General features: G+C 58.8%; 18 protein-coding genes. 7 read left to right on the top strand and 11 right to left on the bottom strand.

Features of this window, described 5'->3' with window-relative positions:
* The coding region (locus QDY28_RS27120; RefSeq protein WP_331384427.1) for a zinc-binding dehydrogenase at positions 1-371 on the top strand (371 nt) is incomplete at its 5' end.
* Positions 372-384: 13 nt separating this feature from the next.
* Positions 385-1,074 carry a type 1 glutamine amidotransferase domain-containing protein gene (locus tag QDY28_RS27115; protein ID WP_331384426.1) on the top strand — a complete coding sequence of 230 codons (690 nt, stop codon included), beginning with the start codon at positions 385-387 and terminating at the stop codon, positions 1,072-1,074.
* A 141-nt stretch (positions 1,075-1,215) separates the two neighbouring features.
* Here QDY28_RS27115 and QDY28_RS27110 read toward each other — a convergent pair whose 3' ends face one another.
* Positions 1,216-3,285, bottom strand: a complete 2,070-nt coding sequence (locus tag QDY28_RS27110) for an NADH:flavin oxidoreductase (protein WP_331384425.1) — start codon at positions 3,283-3,285, stop codon at positions 1,216-1,218.
* Positions 3,286-3,387: 102 nt separating this feature from the next.
* Between QDY28_RS27110 and QDY28_RS27105 the strand changes: the two genes are divergently transcribed.
* Positions 3,388-4,335 (top strand): LysR substrate-binding domain-containing protein, encoded by a 948-nt coding sequence (locus QDY28_RS27105; protein ID WP_331384424.1) that lies wholly within the window; start codon positions 3,388-3,390, stop codon positions 4,333-4,335.
* Positions 4,336-4,667: 332 nt separating this feature from the next.
* Positions 4,668-5,147 carry a DUF2231 domain-containing protein gene (locus tag QDY28_RS27100; protein WP_331384423.1) on the top strand — a complete coding sequence of 160 codons (480 nt, stop codon included), beginning with the start codon at positions 4,668-4,670 and terminating at the stop codon, positions 5,145-5,147.
* A 167-nt stretch (positions 5,148-5,314) separates the two neighbouring features.
* On the opposite strand, the gene QDY28_RS27095 is transcribed toward QDY28_RS27100, so the two are convergent.
* From QDY28_RS27095 to QDY28_RS27075, 5 genes are all read right to left on the bottom strand, one after another.
* Complete coding sequence (locus QDY28_RS27095; protein ID WP_331384422.1) at positions 5,315-6,169, bottom strand: carbohydrate ABC transporter permease; 855 nt, start codon at positions 6,167-6,169, stop codon at positions 5,315-5,317.
* On the bottom strand, positions 6,159-7,064 hold the full coding sequence (locus tag QDY28_RS27090) for a carbohydrate ABC transporter permease (RefSeq protein ID WP_442967599.1): 906 nt from the start codon (positions 7,062-7,064) through the stop codon (positions 6,159-6,161). The genes QDY28_RS27095 and QDY28_RS27090 overlap by 11 nt, the downstream gene beginning before the upstream one ends.
* A gap of 100 nt (positions 7,065-7,164) precedes the next feature.
* A complete protein-coding gene (locus tag QDY28_RS27085; protein WP_331384421.1) occupies positions 7,165-8,379 on the bottom strand; it encodes an ABC transporter substrate-binding protein in 1,215 nt (404 codons plus the stop codon).
* 85 nt (positions 8,380-8,464) lie between these two features.
* On the bottom strand, positions 8,465-9,250 hold the full coding sequence (locus tag QDY28_RS27080) for a DUF4037 domain-containing protein (RefSeq protein WP_331384420.1): 786 nt from the start codon (positions 9,248-9,250) through the stop codon (positions 8,465-8,467).
* Between the two features lie 34 nt (positions 9,251-9,284).
* Complete coding sequence (locus tag QDY28_RS27075; protein ID WP_331384419.1) at positions 9,285-10,604, bottom strand: alpha-L-fucosidase; 1,320 nt, start codon at positions 10,602-10,604, stop codon at positions 9,285-9,287.
* Between the two features lie 203 nt (positions 10,605-10,807).
* On the opposite strand from QDY28_RS27075, the gene QDY28_RS27070 reads away from it, so the two are divergent.
* Positions 10,808-11,815: a LacI family DNA-binding transcriptional regulator gene (locus tag QDY28_RS27070; protein ID WP_331384418.1), complete on the top strand. Its 1,008-nt coding sequence runs from the start codon at positions 10,808-10,810 to the stop codon at positions 11,813-11,815.
* A gap of 77 nt (positions 11,816-11,892) precedes the next feature.
* On the opposite strand, the gene QDY28_RS27065 is transcribed toward QDY28_RS27070, so the two are convergent.
* Positions 11,893-12,999 carry an alcohol dehydrogenase catalytic domain-containing protein gene (locus QDY28_RS27065; RefSeq protein ID WP_331384417.1) on the bottom strand — a complete coding sequence of 369 codons (1,107 nt, stop codon included), beginning with the start codon at positions 12,997-12,999 and terminating at the stop codon, positions 11,893-11,895.
* Positions 13,000-13,148: 149 nt separating this feature from the next.
* On the opposite strand from QDY28_RS27065, the gene QDY28_RS27060 reads away from it, so the two are divergent.
* On the top strand, positions 13,149-13,499 hold the full coding sequence (locus tag QDY28_RS27060; protein WP_331384416.1) for a DoxX family membrane protein: 351 nt from the start codon (positions 13,149-13,151) through the stop codon (positions 13,497-13,499).
* A 57-nt stretch (positions 13,500-13,556) separates the two neighbouring features.
* Positions 13,557-14,171, top strand: a complete 615-nt coding sequence (locus tag QDY28_RS27055; protein WP_331384415.1) for a TetR/AcrR family transcriptional regulator — start codon at positions 13,557-13,559, stop codon at positions 14,169-14,171.
* Between the two features lie 123 nt (positions 14,172-14,294).
* Here the strand turns inward: QDY28_RS27055 and QDY28_RS27050 are convergent, their stop codons facing one another.
* Genes QDY28_RS27050 through QDY28_RS27035 form a run of 4 tightly spaced genes read right to left on the bottom strand, consistent with a single transcriptional unit; the run spans position 14,295 to position 17,110 of the window.
* Positions 14,295-14,615 (bottom strand): 2Fe-2S iron-sulfur cluster-binding protein, encoded by a 321-nt coding sequence (locus QDY28_RS27050; protein WP_331384414.1) that lies wholly within the window; start codon positions 14,613-14,615, stop codon positions 14,295-14,297.
* Positions 14,616-14,650: 35 nt separating this feature from the next.
* Positions 14,651-15,898, bottom strand: coding sequence for an NAD(P)/FAD-dependent oxidoreductase (locus QDY28_RS27045; RefSeq protein ID WP_331384413.1), 1,248 nt, complete (start codon positions 15,896-15,898; stop codon positions 14,651-14,653).
* Positions 15,895-16,449, bottom strand: a complete 555-nt coding sequence (locus QDY28_RS27040; RefSeq protein WP_331384412.1) for a cupin domain-containing protein — start codon at positions 16,447-16,449, stop codon at positions 15,895-15,897. Before QDY28_RS27040 ends, QDY28_RS27045 begins: the two co-directional genes overlap by 4 nt.
* On the bottom strand, positions 16,442-17,110 hold the full coding sequence (locus tag QDY28_RS27035) for a 4-carboxy-4-hydroxy-2-oxoadipate aldolase/oxaloacetate decarboxylase (RefSeq protein WP_331384411.1): 669 nt from the start codon (positions 17,108-17,110) through the stop codon (positions 16,442-16,444). Before QDY28_RS27035 ends, QDY28_RS27040 begins: the two co-directional genes overlap by 8 nt.
* Positions 17,111-17,116: the final 6 nt, after the last annotated feature.

Raw genomic sequence — 17,116 nt, 5'->3', positions numbered from 1 at the left:
ATGCGGAGCAGATGAAGGCCGTCGGCGGGCGCTTCGACGTGATTATCGACACGGTCCCCTATGATCACGACGTCAATCCTTACATGCCAACGCTGACGTTGGAAGGCGTGCTCGTCCTCGCCGGCTACCTGGGGCCGCTCGCCACGCCGGTGAACGCCGGCGGGCTCGTGCGCGGCCGCCGAGCGATTTCCGGTTCCTTCATTGGCGGCGTGCCGGAAACCCAGCAGATGCTCGATTTCTGCGGGCAACACGGCATCGTCTCGGACATCGAGATCATCCCCATCCAGAAGATCAACGAAGCCTATGAGCGCATGTTGAAGAGCGACGTGAAGTATCGCTTCGTCATCGACATGGCCTCGCTTAAATCCTGAGGAGCCCGAACCCATGACCGGCATCATTAAGCCCATCCTGTGCGTGGTCACCAGCCATCCGATCCGCGGCGACAGCGGTGAGCCGACCGGCTTCGCGATGGTCGAACTGACCCATCCGCTCGAAGTGTTCCAGGCCGCCGGAATTCCGGTGGAGATCGCCTCAATCCGCGGCGGCCATCCGCCGATCGACTTCTTCGATCTCTCCGACCCGGTCAACGACCGCTTCTGGAAGGACAAGGAATTCCGCGAGGCGCTTGCTCATTCTCTTGTATTGGGCGACCTCGACGCATCGCGCTACTCCGCAGTGTTCTTCGCCGGCGGCCACGGCACGATGTGGGACTTCGCTGACAGCGAGGCCGTGCAGAAAGTCATCCGTGAGATCTGGGAAGCGGGCGGTATCGTCTCGGCGGTCTGCCACGGTCCGGCCGCGCTGGTGAACGCGAAGCTTTCCGACGGCAGCTATCTCGTCGCCGGCAAGACGCTTGCCTCCTTTACCGACGAGGAAGAGGCCGAGGTCAACTACACGAAGGTAGTGCCTTATCTGCTCGCGACCACTCTCAAGCAGCGCGGCGCATTGCATCAGGCTGCACCCAATTGGTCGGGGAATGTCGTAACCGATGGTCGCCTGGTGACGGGCCAGAATCCGGCGTCAGCGCGTGGTGTCGGCCAAGCTCTCGTCGATCAGTTGGCTACGAAGCTCTGAACGACGATCTCCAGATCTCTTCGATCCCAGCAAGGAGCAGAGCGCGCTTGAGGAGCGGCAATGAAGAGGCTCGCGCATTTTTGCTCATCAACGCGACTGCCGAGCCTGGAAACCTAGCTTCGCGCAATTTCCTACATCACGTTAGAGTTTAGAACACAGTCGATAGGCGTCCTGGATCGAGGAGTAGATGTCTCTGCTGGCCACGGCGTCGCCAATTCGATGAAGCTCCAAATCTGCTTTCGCCCCTGTCGGGAGAGCATCCGTTGCCCTGTCGCCAAGCAGAAACGCAATGTCGGTCACGCCCAAATTTGCGGATTTGGGCTTGAGATCTGCGTAGACGTCCTCGGCTGCAACAGTGCCGTTTTCGATAATGACCTGATCCGCCGCGATCTCTATTTCAGCTTGAGTGTATTCATTGCGGAACACCGCGATCAATTTGCCCGCTGCCCGATAAACCCTCACAAGTCTGATATCGACCAGGGATCGAACGCCGAGTTCGGCGATGCGCTTGCGGAAGCCGACCTTGTCGGGATAGGGCATTTCGATTGCCAGCGCATCGTCCGGCGTTGCGATGCAGACGGATGCGCCCTCAGAGGCAAGCTGGATCCCGCAGGCGAGTGCCGCTTGACGGCCTGTTCCATCATAGACGAGGATCTCGGCCTTGGCGGGAACTGAGCCGCCAAGCACATCCCAGACACTGTCGCAAAGTTCGGCGCCTTCAAGCCATTCCATGTCGGGAATGCCGCCTGTCGCGATCACAGTGACATCAGGCCGTTCCGCCAATACCATTTCCGCGTTTGCGTAGGCGTTGCAACGGACGTCGACCCCGAGATGTTCGAGTTCACGGATGCGCCAGTCAACAATGCCCAGCAGATCTTTTCGGTCGGATGCTCTTGTTGCAATCAGGATCTGTCCGCCCAATCTCGAACCCGCCTCGAAAAGCACGACGTCGTGGCCACGTTCGGCGGACACTCGTGCAGCTTCCATCCCCGCAGGACCGCCGCCGACAACGACCACACGCTTCCTCACGGTTGCGCGACCAATATGATGGTCTAAGCGCGTTTCGCGGCCGCTTGCCGGATTGTGGATGCAATGAACCTTCTTATAAAGACAGTAAGACGCTCCGACACAGGGGCGAATGCGATCTTCTTCGTCGTTGATGATTTTGTTGACGATGTAAGGATCGGCCATATGGGCGCGCGTCATACCGATGAGATCGACGATGTTGTCACGAATGGCATGGCGCGCCGTGGCCACATCCCGGACGGCGGCGGCGTGTATCAAGGGAAGCCTGGTCGCACGCCTGAATTTTGCAACATGCTCCAGAAACGGAGCGCTCTTCTGGAAGAGCCCCGGCATATTCGTTTCGGATAGGGCCAGATCGGTATCCATGCGGCCATAAATGCAGTTGAAGTAGTCCAGAAAGCCTTCGCGTTCGAAAAGCGACGCCTGTTCAAGGCTGTCGTCAAAGTCCGATCCGCCCTCTGTCCCTTCATCGATCACAAACCGGATTCCAACGACGAAATCGTCGCCGACGGCCTTGCGGATCGCCTCGTGCACCATCAAGCCAAACCGGGCCCGGTTGGGGATTGAGCCACCATAGGCATCGTTCCGTTTGTTGGTGAGTGGCGATAGGAATTGTCCGATAAGGTGACCTCCGGTCACCGTTTCGACACCGTCCAGCCCACCTTCGAGGCATCTCTTCGCGGCATCGGCGTAGTCCCGGACAATGCGTCTGATATCCGCATCGTCCATTTCCTTCGGAAAGTTGCGGTTGCGTATCTCGCGAACCCTGGAAGGTGCGAGCGCCGGCAGCCAGTTGCCGCCATAGCCGGTCGCTCGTCTGCCGAGGTGCGAGACCTGCGACATGACGGCCGCTCCCTGCGCATGCACGCGGTCCGCCAGCTTCTGCAGGTGAGCGATGATACCATCATTGGAGAGATCCAGTTGCCCGCCGCCCCAGCTCGAATCCCGCGAGGTCATCGCCGATCCGCCGATCATCGTCATCGCGAGGCCGCCGCGCGCTTTCTCTTCATGATAGCGGGTGTATTTCTCCAAAGGCAGGCCGCCTTCATCGAGCATTGATGCATGGCTGGTGCTGACCACCCGGTTTCGCAACTCTAGTTTTTTTATGCGAAAGGGCTGAAGGAGAGGGTCGGCGCCGGCATTCCCGGTCGTATTGTCACGCGTGAAGACAGAGCTCTGGTCCAAGAAAGTATCTCTTGCTGGTTGTTGGTCTGCTTTCTGGATGATTCCAAATATTCGCAAGGCCGTGAATGTTGAAAATAATTAGTGGGGGTATACGCTGGGCGTATGTCGACACTCTCGCGTCTTGTTCCTTCCGCCAGAGGCCTGTTCATATTCGAGGCCGCAGCCAGAAATCGCAGCTTGACCGCCACTGCGGGTGAATTCAACGTAACCCAGCCCTCGATCAGCCGCAGCATCGCCCAACTCGAACGGGAATTGGGCATCCGGCTCTTCGATCGCAGCCCGAAAGGCTTGGAGCTGACGGACCAGGGCAGGTCGCTTTATGCTGCCGTGCGCGAGGGTCTTGGTACCATTGGCGCTGCAATCACGGCGATTCAGGAGCAGGAGAAAGTTTCAAAGACTGTAGTTACTTTATCGCTCTCAAGCTCTTTCGCAGCACATTGGCTCGTGCCAAGGCTTGGTGCGTTCAAGGCGCGGTTTCCCGATGTCGATCTCAGATTTGATCTCATTTCCGGCATCATGCGCGGAGTGCCTGACAATATTGATCTGGCGACGCGCATCATCAGCGACGATGACCCCCATTATTATTGGTGGGATTTCGCGCCGGAAGTGATCGTTCCCGTGTGTAGCCCGGCCTATCTTGAGGCGCATGGCAAGCTGAACCATGAAGGCAATGGGCACGGGCATGTCTTCCTCCACCTGACCGACCATGATCTGAGGGAGTGGGGTCGTATTTGGGGAAGCGTTGCCAACCGGACCACGATGAAAGGAAGCTGGCACGAGTTTTCGGATTATGCCGTGATCTTGGAGGCGGCGATCAGGGGCGAGGGGATTGCCCTTGGCTGGGTCAGCGTCATATCGACTGCATTGTTGAACGGCACTTTGTCGCCTGCCTCCGACCGGCTCTTCAAAACCGGCCGCCATCATCGCTTAATCGCGCCGCGTTCCAGATCGCTCCGCCCTATCGTCCCAGAAATCAGCGAGTGGTTGGCGCTGCAGATGGTCAAAGAACTGGAACAACTGGCCGATCTTCTAAAGTTCGAGGATGAATAAACAGACGTAAGTGGTTGCTGTTCTGGGTGGAGTGGCGGCCGCTGCCCTGCCTTTCAATGATGCCGAGATTGCCGCGACCGACGTGCGCGATGGCGGCCGCATTTCCATCCCTGACCGCCGGATGTCAGCGTCTCTCAGTCCGCGGCGGAGTGAGTAGAACGTATGCCGGTGGGGAAGAGAGCTGCGCGCTTCTCCGCCCGAGCCCGGCCGAGTTATGGAACATTCAGATGCAACCGGCGTTCGGATGTATCGGCTTTTTACCGTCAAGCCCGTCATGTGCAATGTACGTGGGTCTGACGGCGGCGCTCGCCACGCCTCCGGAAGGCATAAAGATGGCTCAAGGTATAATCACCCACAATCCTCACAGCACCGCAAGCATTGCCGGCCATCCTGTCCATGCAATGCTGATACCGTTCCCGATCGCTTTCTTCGTCGCGACCTTCGTTTGCGACCTGATCTTTTGGCGAACCGGCAATACAGCCTGGGTCACCGGCACACTCTGGCTGCTTGGGGCGGGCCTGGTGATGGCCGCGCTGGCCGCTCTTGCCGGCCTCGCGGATGTGTTGGGCGACGCACAAATCCGCAACCTGCAGGACGTGTGGCTTCACGCCGGCGGCAACGTTCTTGTCGTCCTGATCGAGCTTTACAACTGGTACTCGCGATATGCTTACGCAGAGACGGCGGTGGTGCCGATTGGGCTCCTCCTGTCATTGATCGTTGTTCTCATCCTCCTCTTCACCGGCTGGAAAGGCTGGGGAATGGTCTATCGGCATCATGTCGGCGTTGCCGATGAATCTGACGAAGCGCGCTGAAAACTGTGAGCGCGCTTGCGATAGGATCTGGCGAGTGTCGATAGGAGTTAACGGCTAGTCAGTTCCATCATAGGTGCTCGCCGGTGCAATCGTGCGGTCGACGTTCAATGCCTATCAAGAGGAAGCAAAGTTCAAGTTCTCCATGCAGATGAAGGTCGGCCGGCGCTTCAGCGTCCGCCCATTCCGGCGTTGAGGGCGATGCTGTTGTAGATGAGCTTCTGCAGGACGATCGCGAGGAAGATGCCCGGAAGCATGGAAAGAGTGGCGCCCGCCATCAGATAGTTCCACTGCGTGCCCTGCTGCGTCTGGAACATGGTGAGGCCGACGGGCAGGGTGGCATTGTCGGCACCGGTCATGACGATCAGCGGCCAGAGGAAATTGTTCCACTGACCGATGAAGGTGAACAGCGACAAGAGGCCGATCGCCGGCATCGACAGCGGCACGATGATGCTGACGAGGATGCGCAGGCGGGAGGCGCCATCGATCCTTGCCGCCTCCTCAAGCTCCATCGGAATCGAGAGGAAGAATTGCCGCATCAGGAATGCGCCGAAGGTGCCGAAGGAGACCGGCAGGATCACGCCGGGGAAGGTGTTGACGAGGCCCAGCTTGTTGACGATCAGAAACAGCGGAATGATGAGCATCAACGGTGGCACCATCAGCGTGCCGATATAGCCAAGCAGCAGCATTTCGCGCGCCCTGAACCTCAGCCGCGCAAAGGCGTAGCCGGAAAGGCAGGAAACCACGACGGTGATCGCCGTCACGCAGACGGCGATGATGGCGCTGTTGAGGAAGAAGCGGCCGAAGGGCAGCCTGGTCCAGGCGGCGGCAAAATTACCCCATTCGAAAACCTCAGGAAGGATGTGCACCGGTATCGCCGTTACTTCGGCATTCGAGCGCACCGCGTTCGACACCATCCAGAAGAACGGAAACAGGAACGCGATCGCCACAAGCGTAAGCGCGGCATGATTGATGATATCGAGCACAAGCTTTCGGCGCGCTCTGCTTTTGGACTTATGCATCATAGTGCACCCATTTGCGCTGGAACCAGAATTGCAGTGCCGTCAGCGCCATGATCAGCGCGAACATCACCCAGGCGATGGCCGAGGCATAACCCATCTGGAAATTTTGAAAGCCGCGTTGGTAGATGGCATAGCCGAGCGTTGCGGTCGACGATCCCGGCCCGCCCTTCGTCATGACGAAAATCTGATCGAAGACTTGTAAAGACGTGATCGCCGTCATCACCGTGCCGAAGAACAAGGTCGGCGAGATCAGCGGCAGGCGGATTTTCCAGAAGCGGTCCCAGGCCGTCGCGCCATCTATCAGCGCTGCTTCCAGATAGGTTGCCGGCACCATGTCGAGGGCAGCATTGAACAGGACCGTATTGTAGCCGACGCCGGCCCAGATCGATGTGAGGACGACAGCCTGCATGGCGAGCGTGCGATCGTTGAGAACGCCTGCGAACGGTAGCGACAGCGCGGCCATCAGGCTGTCGAAAAGACCGCCGCTGGTAAAGATCAGCATCCAGACCATGGCGCCGGCAATGAGCGGGGTAAAGGTCGGGAGGAATAAGATCACCCGGAACCAGCGCTGGCCTATTTTCAAGCTCGAAATCCAGGTCGCCAATCCCAGCGAGATGACGATATTCAGCACCAGATACTCGACGGTGAAGAAGATGGTGTTGCGCATGACCGTCCAGAATTGCGGGTCGGTCGTAAACAGGCGCGTGTAATTGGAAATGCCGACAAAACGCGGCGTGCCGAGCAATTGCCAGTTGGTGAAGCTGAGCGCGATCGAAGCAAAAATGGGCAGGACGAGGAACACGACGATGCCGATCAAGCCCGGCAGCAGAAAGAACAAAGCGGTCCATCCCTCGCCTCTGAACCAGTTGCGAGGGCGTGGCTTTGGTTTGGCAATCATGTCGGTATGCTTGCCCAGCATCATGGGGCCTCCTTTCCGGCAAGGGGCGCTGCGGTCGAGCTGGTAAGCCCCGACCGCAGGCAGGCCAGATACCTTAGGGTTAGGGAAGCTGGCTTTGAATGTCGCTCAGCACGCCGTCGGGCTTCGAGTCTCCGGTCAGCGCGAGCGGTACATACTGCATCACCAGGTTCTCGAACTGGTTCCATTTCTCGTTAAGGCGGAAGGGGGTGGTGTGGGAGAACATATATTGCAGCGTGTCGCGGGTGCCGCTGACATTCTTGGCCGCACCGTCATACCAGGCGGTCTGCTGCGCAAGCCGCGCCGGCAGCGCGCGCCCGGCCGTGCCGAGGATTTCGGCTGCCTTTGGACCGGTCAGCACCTGTAGCGCCTTGAACGCGGCGTCCTTGTGCTGGCTGGCGGTGGAAATGCCCCAGCCCGAGCCGGCTGTGATGAAGCGCGACGGGCCGCTTCCGCGCGGCAGCGGCGCGATGCCGATCTTGAACTTCACGTTGGCCTGCGCGGTAATCAGCGTCCAGGGGCCATCGATATACATGGCGACATTACCCGAGGCGAAGCGGCCGCTTGCTGCGGAGGCATCGGCTGCCGAGGCAAAGACGGGCGAGAGTTTGTCCTTGGCCGTGAGATCGGCATATTTGCTGAACGCATCGACAAAGCCGGCATTGGTAAGGTCGAATTCATTGTCGGAATTGAAGTATTCCGCGCCCAGAGCAACAGGCCCGGCAATGAAATCGAAGGCCTGAGTGCCGTAACCGTAGGTTCCGTCCTTCGTCAGCGCCTTGGCGTCGGCCTTGAAGTCGTCGAACGTCCAGTCCTTGGCAGGTTCCTTCAAGCCGGCGGCGGCGAACTTGTCGCGATTGTAGAACACCATCCAAGGGCCGACGTCGTAAGGCAGCGCGTAAAGCTTGCCGTCATGGGAGAGCCCCGACATGATCGATGTCTCGAAGTCCGCCACCTTCACATCGCTGTTCTTCACGTAGTCGTCGAGGGGCGTCAGGATCGAATAGAAATTGGGCATGCGCATCGACTGCATGGAGACGATATCGGCGACCTGGCCCGATGCCGTCAGAACCGGCAGGCGCGTCCAATAGTCCGTCCAGCCCGAAAGCTGTAGGTGGACCTTGATGTCGGGATATTGCTGGGTGACGAGATCGGCTAATTGCTGCCAAAGCTGCGCATCGTTGGGCTCGCCCCACATCTGCCAGGTTAGGGTTACGGGAGCATCCTGCGCCTGCGCGCCGATGCCAGGTAATGAACTCGCCGCAAGAGCGGCGGCAAAGATCAATGAACGTTTCATGATGGTCCTCCTCCATAATGACTTTGGTTGCAGTGACGCTGATCACACTTCGGACGCTCCCCTCCGGCTTGGTCTTGCGGCCCGTTCAGGCCGCGATCATGTCCTCCAGGTCGGCGATCAGACCGATCAGTCCCGTTCGCTGGCGCTGCCAGATATCCGGATCTTTGCCCGGCTCCAGAATGGCGGTCATCCGCTCGATGAAGTCGGGCGGCAGCCGCTCGAGTTCGGATGCCATCGGCAGATTCCAGCCGTCGCCTGGAAAATAGACCCGGTTGAAGGCAAAAACCGTCTGCAGGATGGCGTTGACAAGCTTGCCCGTCAGCCCGACGAGAAAGACGAGATCGCGACGGGCGATCTTGCTCTCATAGTGATAATCCCTGGCCCAATAGCGCAGCACATTCATGTATTGGCTGAGGACGAAGGCTCTCAGCGCTTCCGGATACTGCGCCAGTTGCTGTTTCCAGCCGGCCAGCAGACCGCGGGGGTCTGCAATGATCTGCTGGCTGACGAGATCCGTCGGCAGGTGATAGCCCCAGATCGTCCATTCGAAGGTCTTGGGCACGGGCATGCCGGCAAGCCAGGAGTCCAGATCGCGCTGAACGCCGGCGTAACGGCGCATCCAGACGCCATCCATGCGGATGCCTTCGGCCTGCCAGCTTTGCAGAGCGGCCTCGAAACGCCGCCATGATTCGGTTTGTCGAACTTCCGGTCCGCGATAGGCATCGGCATAGACCCGGAAATCGAAGTCCGATTGCGCATCCGAGCGTCCCTTGCCGCGCGATCCAGCGAGGGCGACGGCGCCATTGCCATCTTCGGCCAGATCGGCGATCAAGGGGGTCATTGCAGCAATGAGTTCGGCTTCGCGGCTCATGACGGCACCGGGCGGTTGGGCTTTGCTCTCTCCTTCAGTCCTTGAGGATCAGTTCGATGACCGGCGTCACGACATCCGGCTTGAGCACCGGCAGCTCCAGGCTCAGCATGCCTTCTCCGACGGCAACGCCGATGTTAGAATCGACGTCGGCATCCGGGTCGAGCCAATGGAGTTCGCTGGCATCGTGCAGGAACTGCGCATATTTGACCTTGCGTCCCAGTCCTTCGATATGGATGTGGCGGAACGGCCAGGTTTGGATGTGCAGATAGAGCCGGTTACCTTTCTGGGTGAAGCGGCAGCCGCTTGGAGCCTTGTAGGTGGAGGGGCTGGCACCATAGATCGCGCGGCCGTTCAGTCGCATCCATTCGCCATAGGTGTCGAGCGCCTTGATGGCACGCGCGTCGAAAGTACCGCGGCCGGTCGGGCCGATATTCATGAGCAGGTTGCCGCCGAGCGAGACTGTATCGATCAGAATGTTGATGAGCTGGCCAGCGTCTTTCCAGCTCGTCTCGTCGCGATAATAACCCCAGGAACCGCTGAAGGTGTGGCAGGCTTCCCAGCGCACCGGCAATCCGGCAACCGTCGGAGCGACGCGTGGCGTATATTGTTCCGGCGTGACGAGATCGGGCATGTGGTCGGCATCGCGCGGTAGGTCGAGACGATCGCCGACGATGATGTCCGGCTGTAACCGGCGCACCAGCTTCATAAGGTCTTCGCTTTCCCAGTCGGCGCGCCCCTTGCCGGAGAGGCCCTTGTAGACGCGGCGGGGATAGCTGAAATCGAACCAGATCACATCGATCTTGCCGAAGTTCGTCAGAAGTTCGGTCACCTGATCGCGCATGTACTGCGCGTAGCGCTTGACGTCGCGGCCCTCATTGAGCTTGGCGGCATCCGGATGGTTACGCTGCGGGTGATGTCCGTCGATCGGGAAATCCGGATGATGCCAGTCGAGCAGCGAATAATAGAAGCCGACCTTCAGCCCCTCGGCGCGAAGCGCTTCGACATAAGGGCCGATCAGGTCCTTGCCATAGGGCGTGTTTGTGACCTTGTAGTCGGTCACCTTGCTATCCCAAAGGCAGAAGCCTTCATGATGCTTGGCGGTGAGGACGACATATTTCATGCCGGCCTGGCGAGCTCGACGTGCCCATTCGCGGGCGTCATAGAGATCGGGGTCGAAGTTATCGAAATATTTCTGATACGCCTCGGTAGTGAACTCCTCGCGGTTCTTCAGCCATTCGTGGCGCGCGCCGAGTGCGTAAAGCCCGAAGTGGATGAACATGCCGAAGCGGTCATGTCCAAACCATGCTTTGCCATCGGCCACATCATGGCCGCTACTGATCGCTGTGTCGGTCACACCATCCTCCCAAGAGTTACGGCTCTATCGAACCGGTTCGATTTAATCATTGATCCTCTCGCCCTGCATGTCAAGCGCACTGTTGAAATCTCTTTCTGCATATTGCTTCATGGCCGACAAATGCTAGATTTATGACAGCGATTCATTGAAGGAAGTTTCTTCGATCGATACGCTAGAGGCGATAGAAACGGTTCGAAAAATATATGGCTACAATTCGCGACGTCGCCAAACTCGCTGACGTATCCGTCTCGACGGTGTCGCTGGCGCTCAGCAATCCGGCGCGCGTTAGCCAGAAAACGCTGGAGAAAATTCGCCAGGCGATTGCCGCTGTCGGCTTCGTTGCAGATCCGCTTGCCCAAARCCTGGCGCGGGGGCGCAGCCGTATGATCGGCTTCGTCGTCGGCAATGTCGGCAATCCGTTTTTCGGAGATATTCGGCGCGAATTGGAGAATTATGCGCTCGACCACGAGCACTTCGTCGTCGTCACCGATTCCTCCGGCAAGACGGATCGCGAGAGGGCGATGGTCGAGCACCTGATCGGCCTCAAGACTGCCGGCCTGGCGCTTGCGCCGTCGGGGTATGATCAGGACTACATGGATTTCGTGGCCGGCCTAAACGTGCCGATTGTCTGTTTCGACCAGAAAGTTGCTGGCATTCAGCGCGATTTCGTCGGCTCAGACAACTACCTTGCCGGCGCGATGCTGACTGAACATCTCTTGCAACTGGGCCACAGGCGCATCGCTTTTATCACCGGCCCGAGCCACATGCATACGGCGACGGAGCGTTATCGTGGCTTTGCCGAGACCATGGCCAATGCCGGTGTCGAGGTGAACCAGAATTTCGTGGTCGACGGACAGTTCACACGCACCGCCGGCTACGAGGCGGCCATGCGTCTGCTGATCCAGCCGGAGCGTCCCACCGCGATCCTCGGCGCCAACAATATCGTCGCGCTTTCGGCATTGCAGGCCATGCAGGAACTGGGTTTCCGCTGTCCGGAAGACATCTCGCTTGCCATGATCGATAATGTGCAATGGAGCTCGGTCATCACGCCGCGCATAACCATGGTGGTTCAGGATACATTAGCGCTCGGCGGCCTCATCGCCCGCCGCCTCATGCACCGCATCACCAATCCAGACGGCGCCGTCGAACCGCCGCAGGATTTTGTCCTCACGCCAAAATTCGTTCCGGGCAATTCCTGCCGGAGGATTTAGAGCGTTTCAGGTTTCAGCAGTGTCTCTCACCAAACCGCTTGAGTTCTGGAGGCGAAACGGGGTTCCATGACTCGGAACTACAGTTCCACCGCATAATAGGTGAAGCCGCCTTCGTCCTTCCCGACGCCAGAGATCGCTTCATTGATTTTCTCGATCGGCCAAACCATCGGCGACATGACGGACAAGTCGATGATCCCTGCCTCGACCATCGCGGCGATCTCCATGCCCTCGGCCGCGGTGAACCAGACCGAGCCAATCAATTCCATTTGCTCGTCCATCCACCATTTAACATCGACGGGGAGTTCGCCGGACGTGCCGCCGATATTTACGATGCGGCCGCCCCTTTTCACTCCCCTCATCGCATCTAGCATGGATTCGAGCGGAGCTTTCGCCCCGAGGGTGTCGAGCATCAGATCGGCACCCGTTCCGTTCGTCTGCTCCCTGACGAAGGCTCCAGACGATCCGTTGGCGTTTGAAAAGGTCACGATCCTATCGGAAGCAATCGCCTTCAGTCTTTCAAGCAGCTTCTCACCCCTCGCCACGGCATAAATTCTGGCGACCCCCATCGAAAGAGCGAATAGTACTGCCCCGAGACCGAGCGTGCCGGTCGCACCGTTGATGATAAGCGTCTTGCCCATCAGCGGCCCGCATTTCTTCAAAGCGGCGTAGGAAGTTCCAAGGTAACCCATACGGGAACCCTCTACGAAACTCATCTTCTCGGGAATCTTTACGATCTGCGCCTGTGGAGCGAGCATATACTCACCGAAACCGCCATATGGATAGCGATCGAACATCTCCATGCTCTTGGGATTGTAGCCGAAATATCCACCCAGCGTCCAATACTCGCACGCTTGCGGCTTTCCGGACGAACAATGATGACAAGCTCCACAGAAGCGACCTGGATTAACGTACACGCGATCGCCCGGCTTTATACTGACAACTTGCGGGCCCACCTGATGAACAATTCCGCTGGGGTCAAGACCGTGAATTGCCGGCCGTGGCGGCAGCGGCATCTGCGGGTACCAAGTTTCCCAATTTGCAAGAACGTTCGCAAGATTTGGGACCATTCCACAGGCCTTCACCCGGACAACGACATCGCTTCCGGTTGCAATGGGCCGCTCGACCTCATCGAGGCTCATTGGTTGCCCAACTGCATGCAACCGTGCAGCACGCATTGTATTCATGACCCATCCTCCCGCTTCCAAAAGCCGCATCGCATTGACATTCGCAATGGATTGTGAATACCGTTTGGTATCTGAAAAGGCAAGCGAAGAAAATCTTGTTTTTCTCGGTGCCTCGGAAAAACAGGATCGAGCGGCGTCAAGGAGGGGGAATGCATATCGATTTGGTGGAGTGGCTACGGGTGCTTTGCGGTGTATGGTTCGTGCCTCACCTGATCGGAAAGGGATTGCACTACAAGAAGGCAGCGGGAACATTCGACGACGCCGGCTTCCGTCCACCTATGGTCTTTGTCGGCATCACCATGGCGATGGAAGCTGTGGCTGCAATCGGTCTGGTTTTTTCGATCTACCCGCATGTCGCAGCGGTGGTTGGTGCCTTCGTTGTGCTGGGTGCGGCCTATGCGGTTGTGAAGATCAACGGCGCGAATTGGCGTTGGCAGAAGATGGGGCCAGAGTATCCTATCTTCTGGGCGTTGATTTGTTTGCTATTGGCTATTGTATGATCATTGCTTTTTGAGGTACGCGTCAGTTTCTAGATACTGGAACGACAGGATTTGCGAATGGCACGGCTGACACGTGAACAAAGTCAGGCTAGGACGAAGGAAAAGCTCCTTGAGTCCGCGTATGAAGTGATGGCGCGCTACGGCTATGCGGGCGCCTCGATCGAACGAATTGCGGAAGAGGCGGGTTACTCGAAGGGCGCTTTTTATTCGAACTTCGCCAACAAAGAAGACATCTTTCTACAGCTCCTTGCCGGTAATGCCGGTGGGGACGTGGTTCAGCTCACCGACCTGCTTGGAAACTATGACGATCCGATCAAGTTGATCGACGTGCTGGCAAATTGGGCAAACGATCGGGGGGACGATCGTAGATGGGGCATGCTGGCAATCGAACTTCTGAGAATGGCCCAGCATGACAAGACGCTTGGGGACCGCCACATCAAGCTGTTTCGCGACCAGTGGGAAGGTGTCGGGGAGATTCTAATCCGGAAACTAGGCCTCGTCATGCGACCGCCGGCAACTCCATTTTACATTGGCGGCATCGTGCTCGAGCTGACATATGGCGGTATTTCGAGCTTTCTGAAACACGAAGCGCCGGGTGACATGGTGCGGATCGTTCTCGGAGCAATGTATCGCGCCTCACAGGAAGCGAGGGCGGCGTCCCCAACGAACTGAGCAGCTCTTCAACCACTGCCACGTCGCCGTCATCAGCGACGGTGCTAAGATGGGCGCGTCCCCATGCGGGCTAAGGCCCGCTCGAACGGTTTATGCTTGTCTCTGATGCGAGGGGATCAATCGCTATTCTTCAGGGGCTATGCGAACGACGATTCCGCTTAGAGTCTCATCAAAGGGAATCTGGCAGGAAAGCCGCGAGTTCTCTTGGTGGTAGTCGGACCCCTCCAGCAATTCGCTCTCGTCGATCGAGGGCGCTGGTAGGCTGGCGTTCTTCGGCAATTCCTCGACGTAGACGTGGCAGGTGGCACAGGAAAGGCAGCCGCCACACATTGCAAGCAGCTCGTCGAGGCCCGCGCTCCGGATATTCTCCATCAGCGAAGCGCCCACTCTTGCCTCGAAACTATAGAGCTCTCCGTCCCGTGTACGCACCGATATCATAGACATTTTTTCCTCCACTTTCATTCCGCGCCACAAATGCCTCACGGCGCGTCGGCGCTGAGTTCCTTGAGTTGTTTCGATGTGTTGGCCAGGGCGTCGCGGTCGATCCTTGCCGAGCTATCGACAAGCTTTCGCCCCTGTACGTAATCGCGAGATGCGTTGACGCAGTCGAGGGCGAGAACCGCCCCCTCCTTCAGGTAGATGACGCTGAAGCTGCGGCTGGCGGGATCACCCCGTGTGACCACGCTGTCAAAGCCATAGTTGAGACCAACCGTCTGCATCCTCAAATCGTATTGATGGGACCAGAACCAGGGCGTCGCATCGTAAGGTTTGAGTTCGCCGCAGATAGCCTTTGCAGCGGTCGTCGCCTGATCCGTCGCGTTCTGCACAGATTCGATGCGAATGCCACGGCCATGTCTCAGCCGGGCGCAGTCTCCGATGCAGTAAATGTCCGGCAGGGACGTCTGGCAAAACTCGTCGATATCCACACCGTTTGCGCCTTCCGCGCCCGCCTCAATCAGCGGGCCGGCCGAAGGGACAATGCCAATTCCGGCCACGACGATATCGGCCGGGATCTTCTCGCCGGTCGCAAGCACCACGTTCTTGACCCGGCCGTTAAGCCCCTCCAGAGAGCCGACACCGCAGTTGAGGCGGATGTCGACGCCATGTGCACGATGCTCGGCCTCGTAGAACCGCGATACCGGCTCCCCGGCCACACGAGCGAGTACACGATCGAGCGCCTCGACCAAAACGACCTGTTTGCCGATCTCGCGGAACACCGCTGCCGCTTCGAGACCGACATATCCGCCCCCGACGATCACGATCCTTTCGGCGCTGGGAAGGACTTCGACGAGCGCATCGCAATCCGCCTTGCTGCGGATATAGCAGATCCCGGTAAGCTCGCTGCCGGGGCAGGAAAGCCTCCGCGGTTCGCCACCGGCGGCCCAGACGAGCTTGCCGTATGAGAAGCGTTCGCCAAGGTCCGTGACGACGACATGGGCTGCCGCATCGACGGTGGTCACACGCCTGCCCAGCATCAGTTCCACTTGTCGCGAAGTCCAGAAATCCTGCGGCCTCAGATGCATCCTTTCGAAGGATTTCTTGCCTGCGAGATATTCCTTCGACAGCGAAGGGCGGTCGTAGGGGACTTCCGGCTCGGCGCTGATCAGCGCAATGGTCCCACCGAACCCGGACTGCCTGAGCGCTGCCGCTGTCTGCGCGCCGCCATGTCCGCCGCCGACGATGACGCAGTCGAAGAAGCGATTGTTGTCCTCCCGCGTCATCGTCATGACTCTCTTTCAGCGCCGATAAGGACGAAGCACATGGTCGCGGGCTTGTCGCTCTTGTTGCGCCAGGCATGGCGCGTGCCGCATTGGACGACGACGTCGCCCTGCTTCAGCAGCGTTTCGGCGCCGTCATCGAGTTCGAGCCAGACCTCGCCATCGAGGACAATGTCGTAATCCACTGTGTCGGTGGTGTGCATACCGGGGGCGTCGGGCTCGAACGCCTGGATTAGGCCTGGGATATGTACCGCCTGTTCCTCGAAGGCGGCCGCCGGATCGACGGTCGCAAATACCGAGTCCGGCGGGAAGACGACGATCATCAGCTTCGTCTCACCCGGTTCGGGGGTGACCAGGATTTGCGGCGGCGCTTGCTCCGTATGAGGCTGCGGAAGGCAGGATTTCGCCGAAGTTGCATAAAGGACCGAGGTAAGGTGGCCTGGCACAGACTCGTATATGTGGGCATTGGGCGCCGGGCCGTCGCTGATGAACACCGACTTGCCATTACTGATACCTGTGACGACCCGCCGGGGTATGCGCAGTGCTGTTGCGCTATTCATAGATCAGGCCTTTCGCCTCAAGCTGCGGACGCATGTTGTTAATGTCGAGGCTGAGTTGACCCCTCTCGTAGAGACCGCGCTTTTCGTCTTCCATTTTCTGGCGTTTGCGCGCTTTTTCGAGGACCATCGCGGCGTCGTCGCGCTTGATCACACAGACACCATCGTCGTCGGCGACGATGACATCGCCTGGCTCGATGTAGGCTCCGGCGCAGACCACGGGGACCTGGACGTTTGCCAGCGTCTCCTTGACCGTGCCCTGGGCCGATATCGCCTTCGACCAGACGGGAAAGTTCATGGACCTGAGGTCGGCGACATCGCGTACGCCGGCATCGATCACGAGTCCCAGAATTCCGCGCGCCTTGCACGATGTCGCGAGAAGATCGCCGAAATATCCGTCCGTGCATGGCGAGGTCGGTGTGACGACCAGGATATCGCCGGGCTGCGCGACCTCCAGGGCGACATGGATCATCCAGTTGTCACCCGGAGGTACCTCGCACGTGAGCGCCGTGCCGCCGATGCGCGCGCCCTCGATCACGGGGCGCAGATGCGGGGCCAGCAATCCCTTGCGGCCTTGCGCTTCATGGACTGTGGCGACACCCAGCTTGCCCAGGGCTTCACATATCTCGCGATCCGTCCGCTGTGTCTTGGTCATTACCTTCATTGGGAA

Source organism: Rhizobium sp. BR 362 (genome assembly GCF_036528765.1).
In the GTDB taxonomy this organism is placed as follows: domain Bacteria; phylum Pseudomonadota; class Alphaproteobacteria; order Rhizobiales; family Rhizobiaceae; genus Rhizobium.
Note: the sequence above shows the minus strand (reverse complement) of the source record. Positions and strands in the feature narration are given on the sequence as shown.

What these genes read in the sequence shown, in the direction of transcription:
- QDY28_RS27055 (WP_331384415.1), top strand. Translation starts at nt 13,557, where the DNA reads ATGGCACGGCTGACACGTGAACAAAGTCAGGCTAGGACGAAGGAAAAG.
- QDY28_RS27040 (WP_331384412.1), bottom strand. Translation starts at nt 16,449, where the DNA reads ATGAATAGCGCAACAGCACTGCGCATACCCCGGCGGGTCGTCACAGGT.
- QDY28_RS27045 (WP_331384413.1), bottom strand. Translation starts at nt 15,898, where the DNA reads ATGACGATGACGCGGGAGGACAACAATCGCTTCTTCGACTGCGTCATC.
- QDY28_RS27035 (WP_331384411.1), bottom strand. Translation starts at nt 17,110, where the DNA reads ATGAAGGTAATGACCAAGACACAGCGGACGGATCGCGAGATATGTGAA.
- QDY28_RS27105 (WP_331384424.1), top strand. Translation starts at nt 3,388, where the DNA reads ATGTCGACACTCTCGCGTCTTGTTCCTTCCGCCAGAGGCCTGTTCATA.
- QDY28_RS27060 (WP_331384416.1), top strand. Translation starts at nt 13,149, where the DNA reads ATGCATATCGATTTGGTGGAGTGGCTACGGGTGCTTTGCGGTGTATGG.
- QDY28_RS27080 (WP_331384420.1), bottom strand. Translation starts at nt 9,250, where the DNA reads ATGAGCCGCGAAGCCGAACTCATTGCTGCAATGACCCCCTTGATCGCC.
- QDY28_RS27100 (WP_331384423.1), top strand. Translation starts at nt 4,668, where the DNA reads ATGGCTCAAGGTATAATCACCCACAATCCTCACAGCACCGCAAGCATT.
- QDY28_RS27090 (WP_442967599.1), bottom strand. Translation starts at nt 7,064, where the DNA reads ATGATTGCCAAACCAAAGCCACGCCCTCGCAACTGGTTCAGAGGCGAG.
- QDY28_RS27085 (WP_331384421.1), bottom strand. Translation starts at nt 8,379, where the DNA reads ATGAAACGTTCATTGATCTTTGCCGCCGCTCTTGCGGCGAGTTCATTA.
- QDY28_RS27095 (WP_331384422.1), bottom strand. Translation starts at nt 6,169, where the DNA reads ATGATGCATAAGTCCAAAAGCAGAGCGCGCCGAAAGCTTGTGCTCGAT.
- QDY28_RS27050 (WP_331384414.1), bottom strand. Translation starts at nt 14,615, where the DNA reads ATGTCTATGATATCGGTGCGTACACGGGACGGAGAGCTCTATAGTTTC.
- QDY28_RS27065 (WP_331384417.1), bottom strand. Translation starts at nt 12,999, where the DNA reads ATGAATACAATGCGTGCTGCACGGTTGCATGCAGTTGGGCAACCAATG.
- QDY28_RS27115 (WP_331384426.1), top strand. Translation starts at nt 385, where the DNA reads ATGACCGGCATCATTAAGCCCATCCTGTGCGTGGTCACCAGCCATCCG.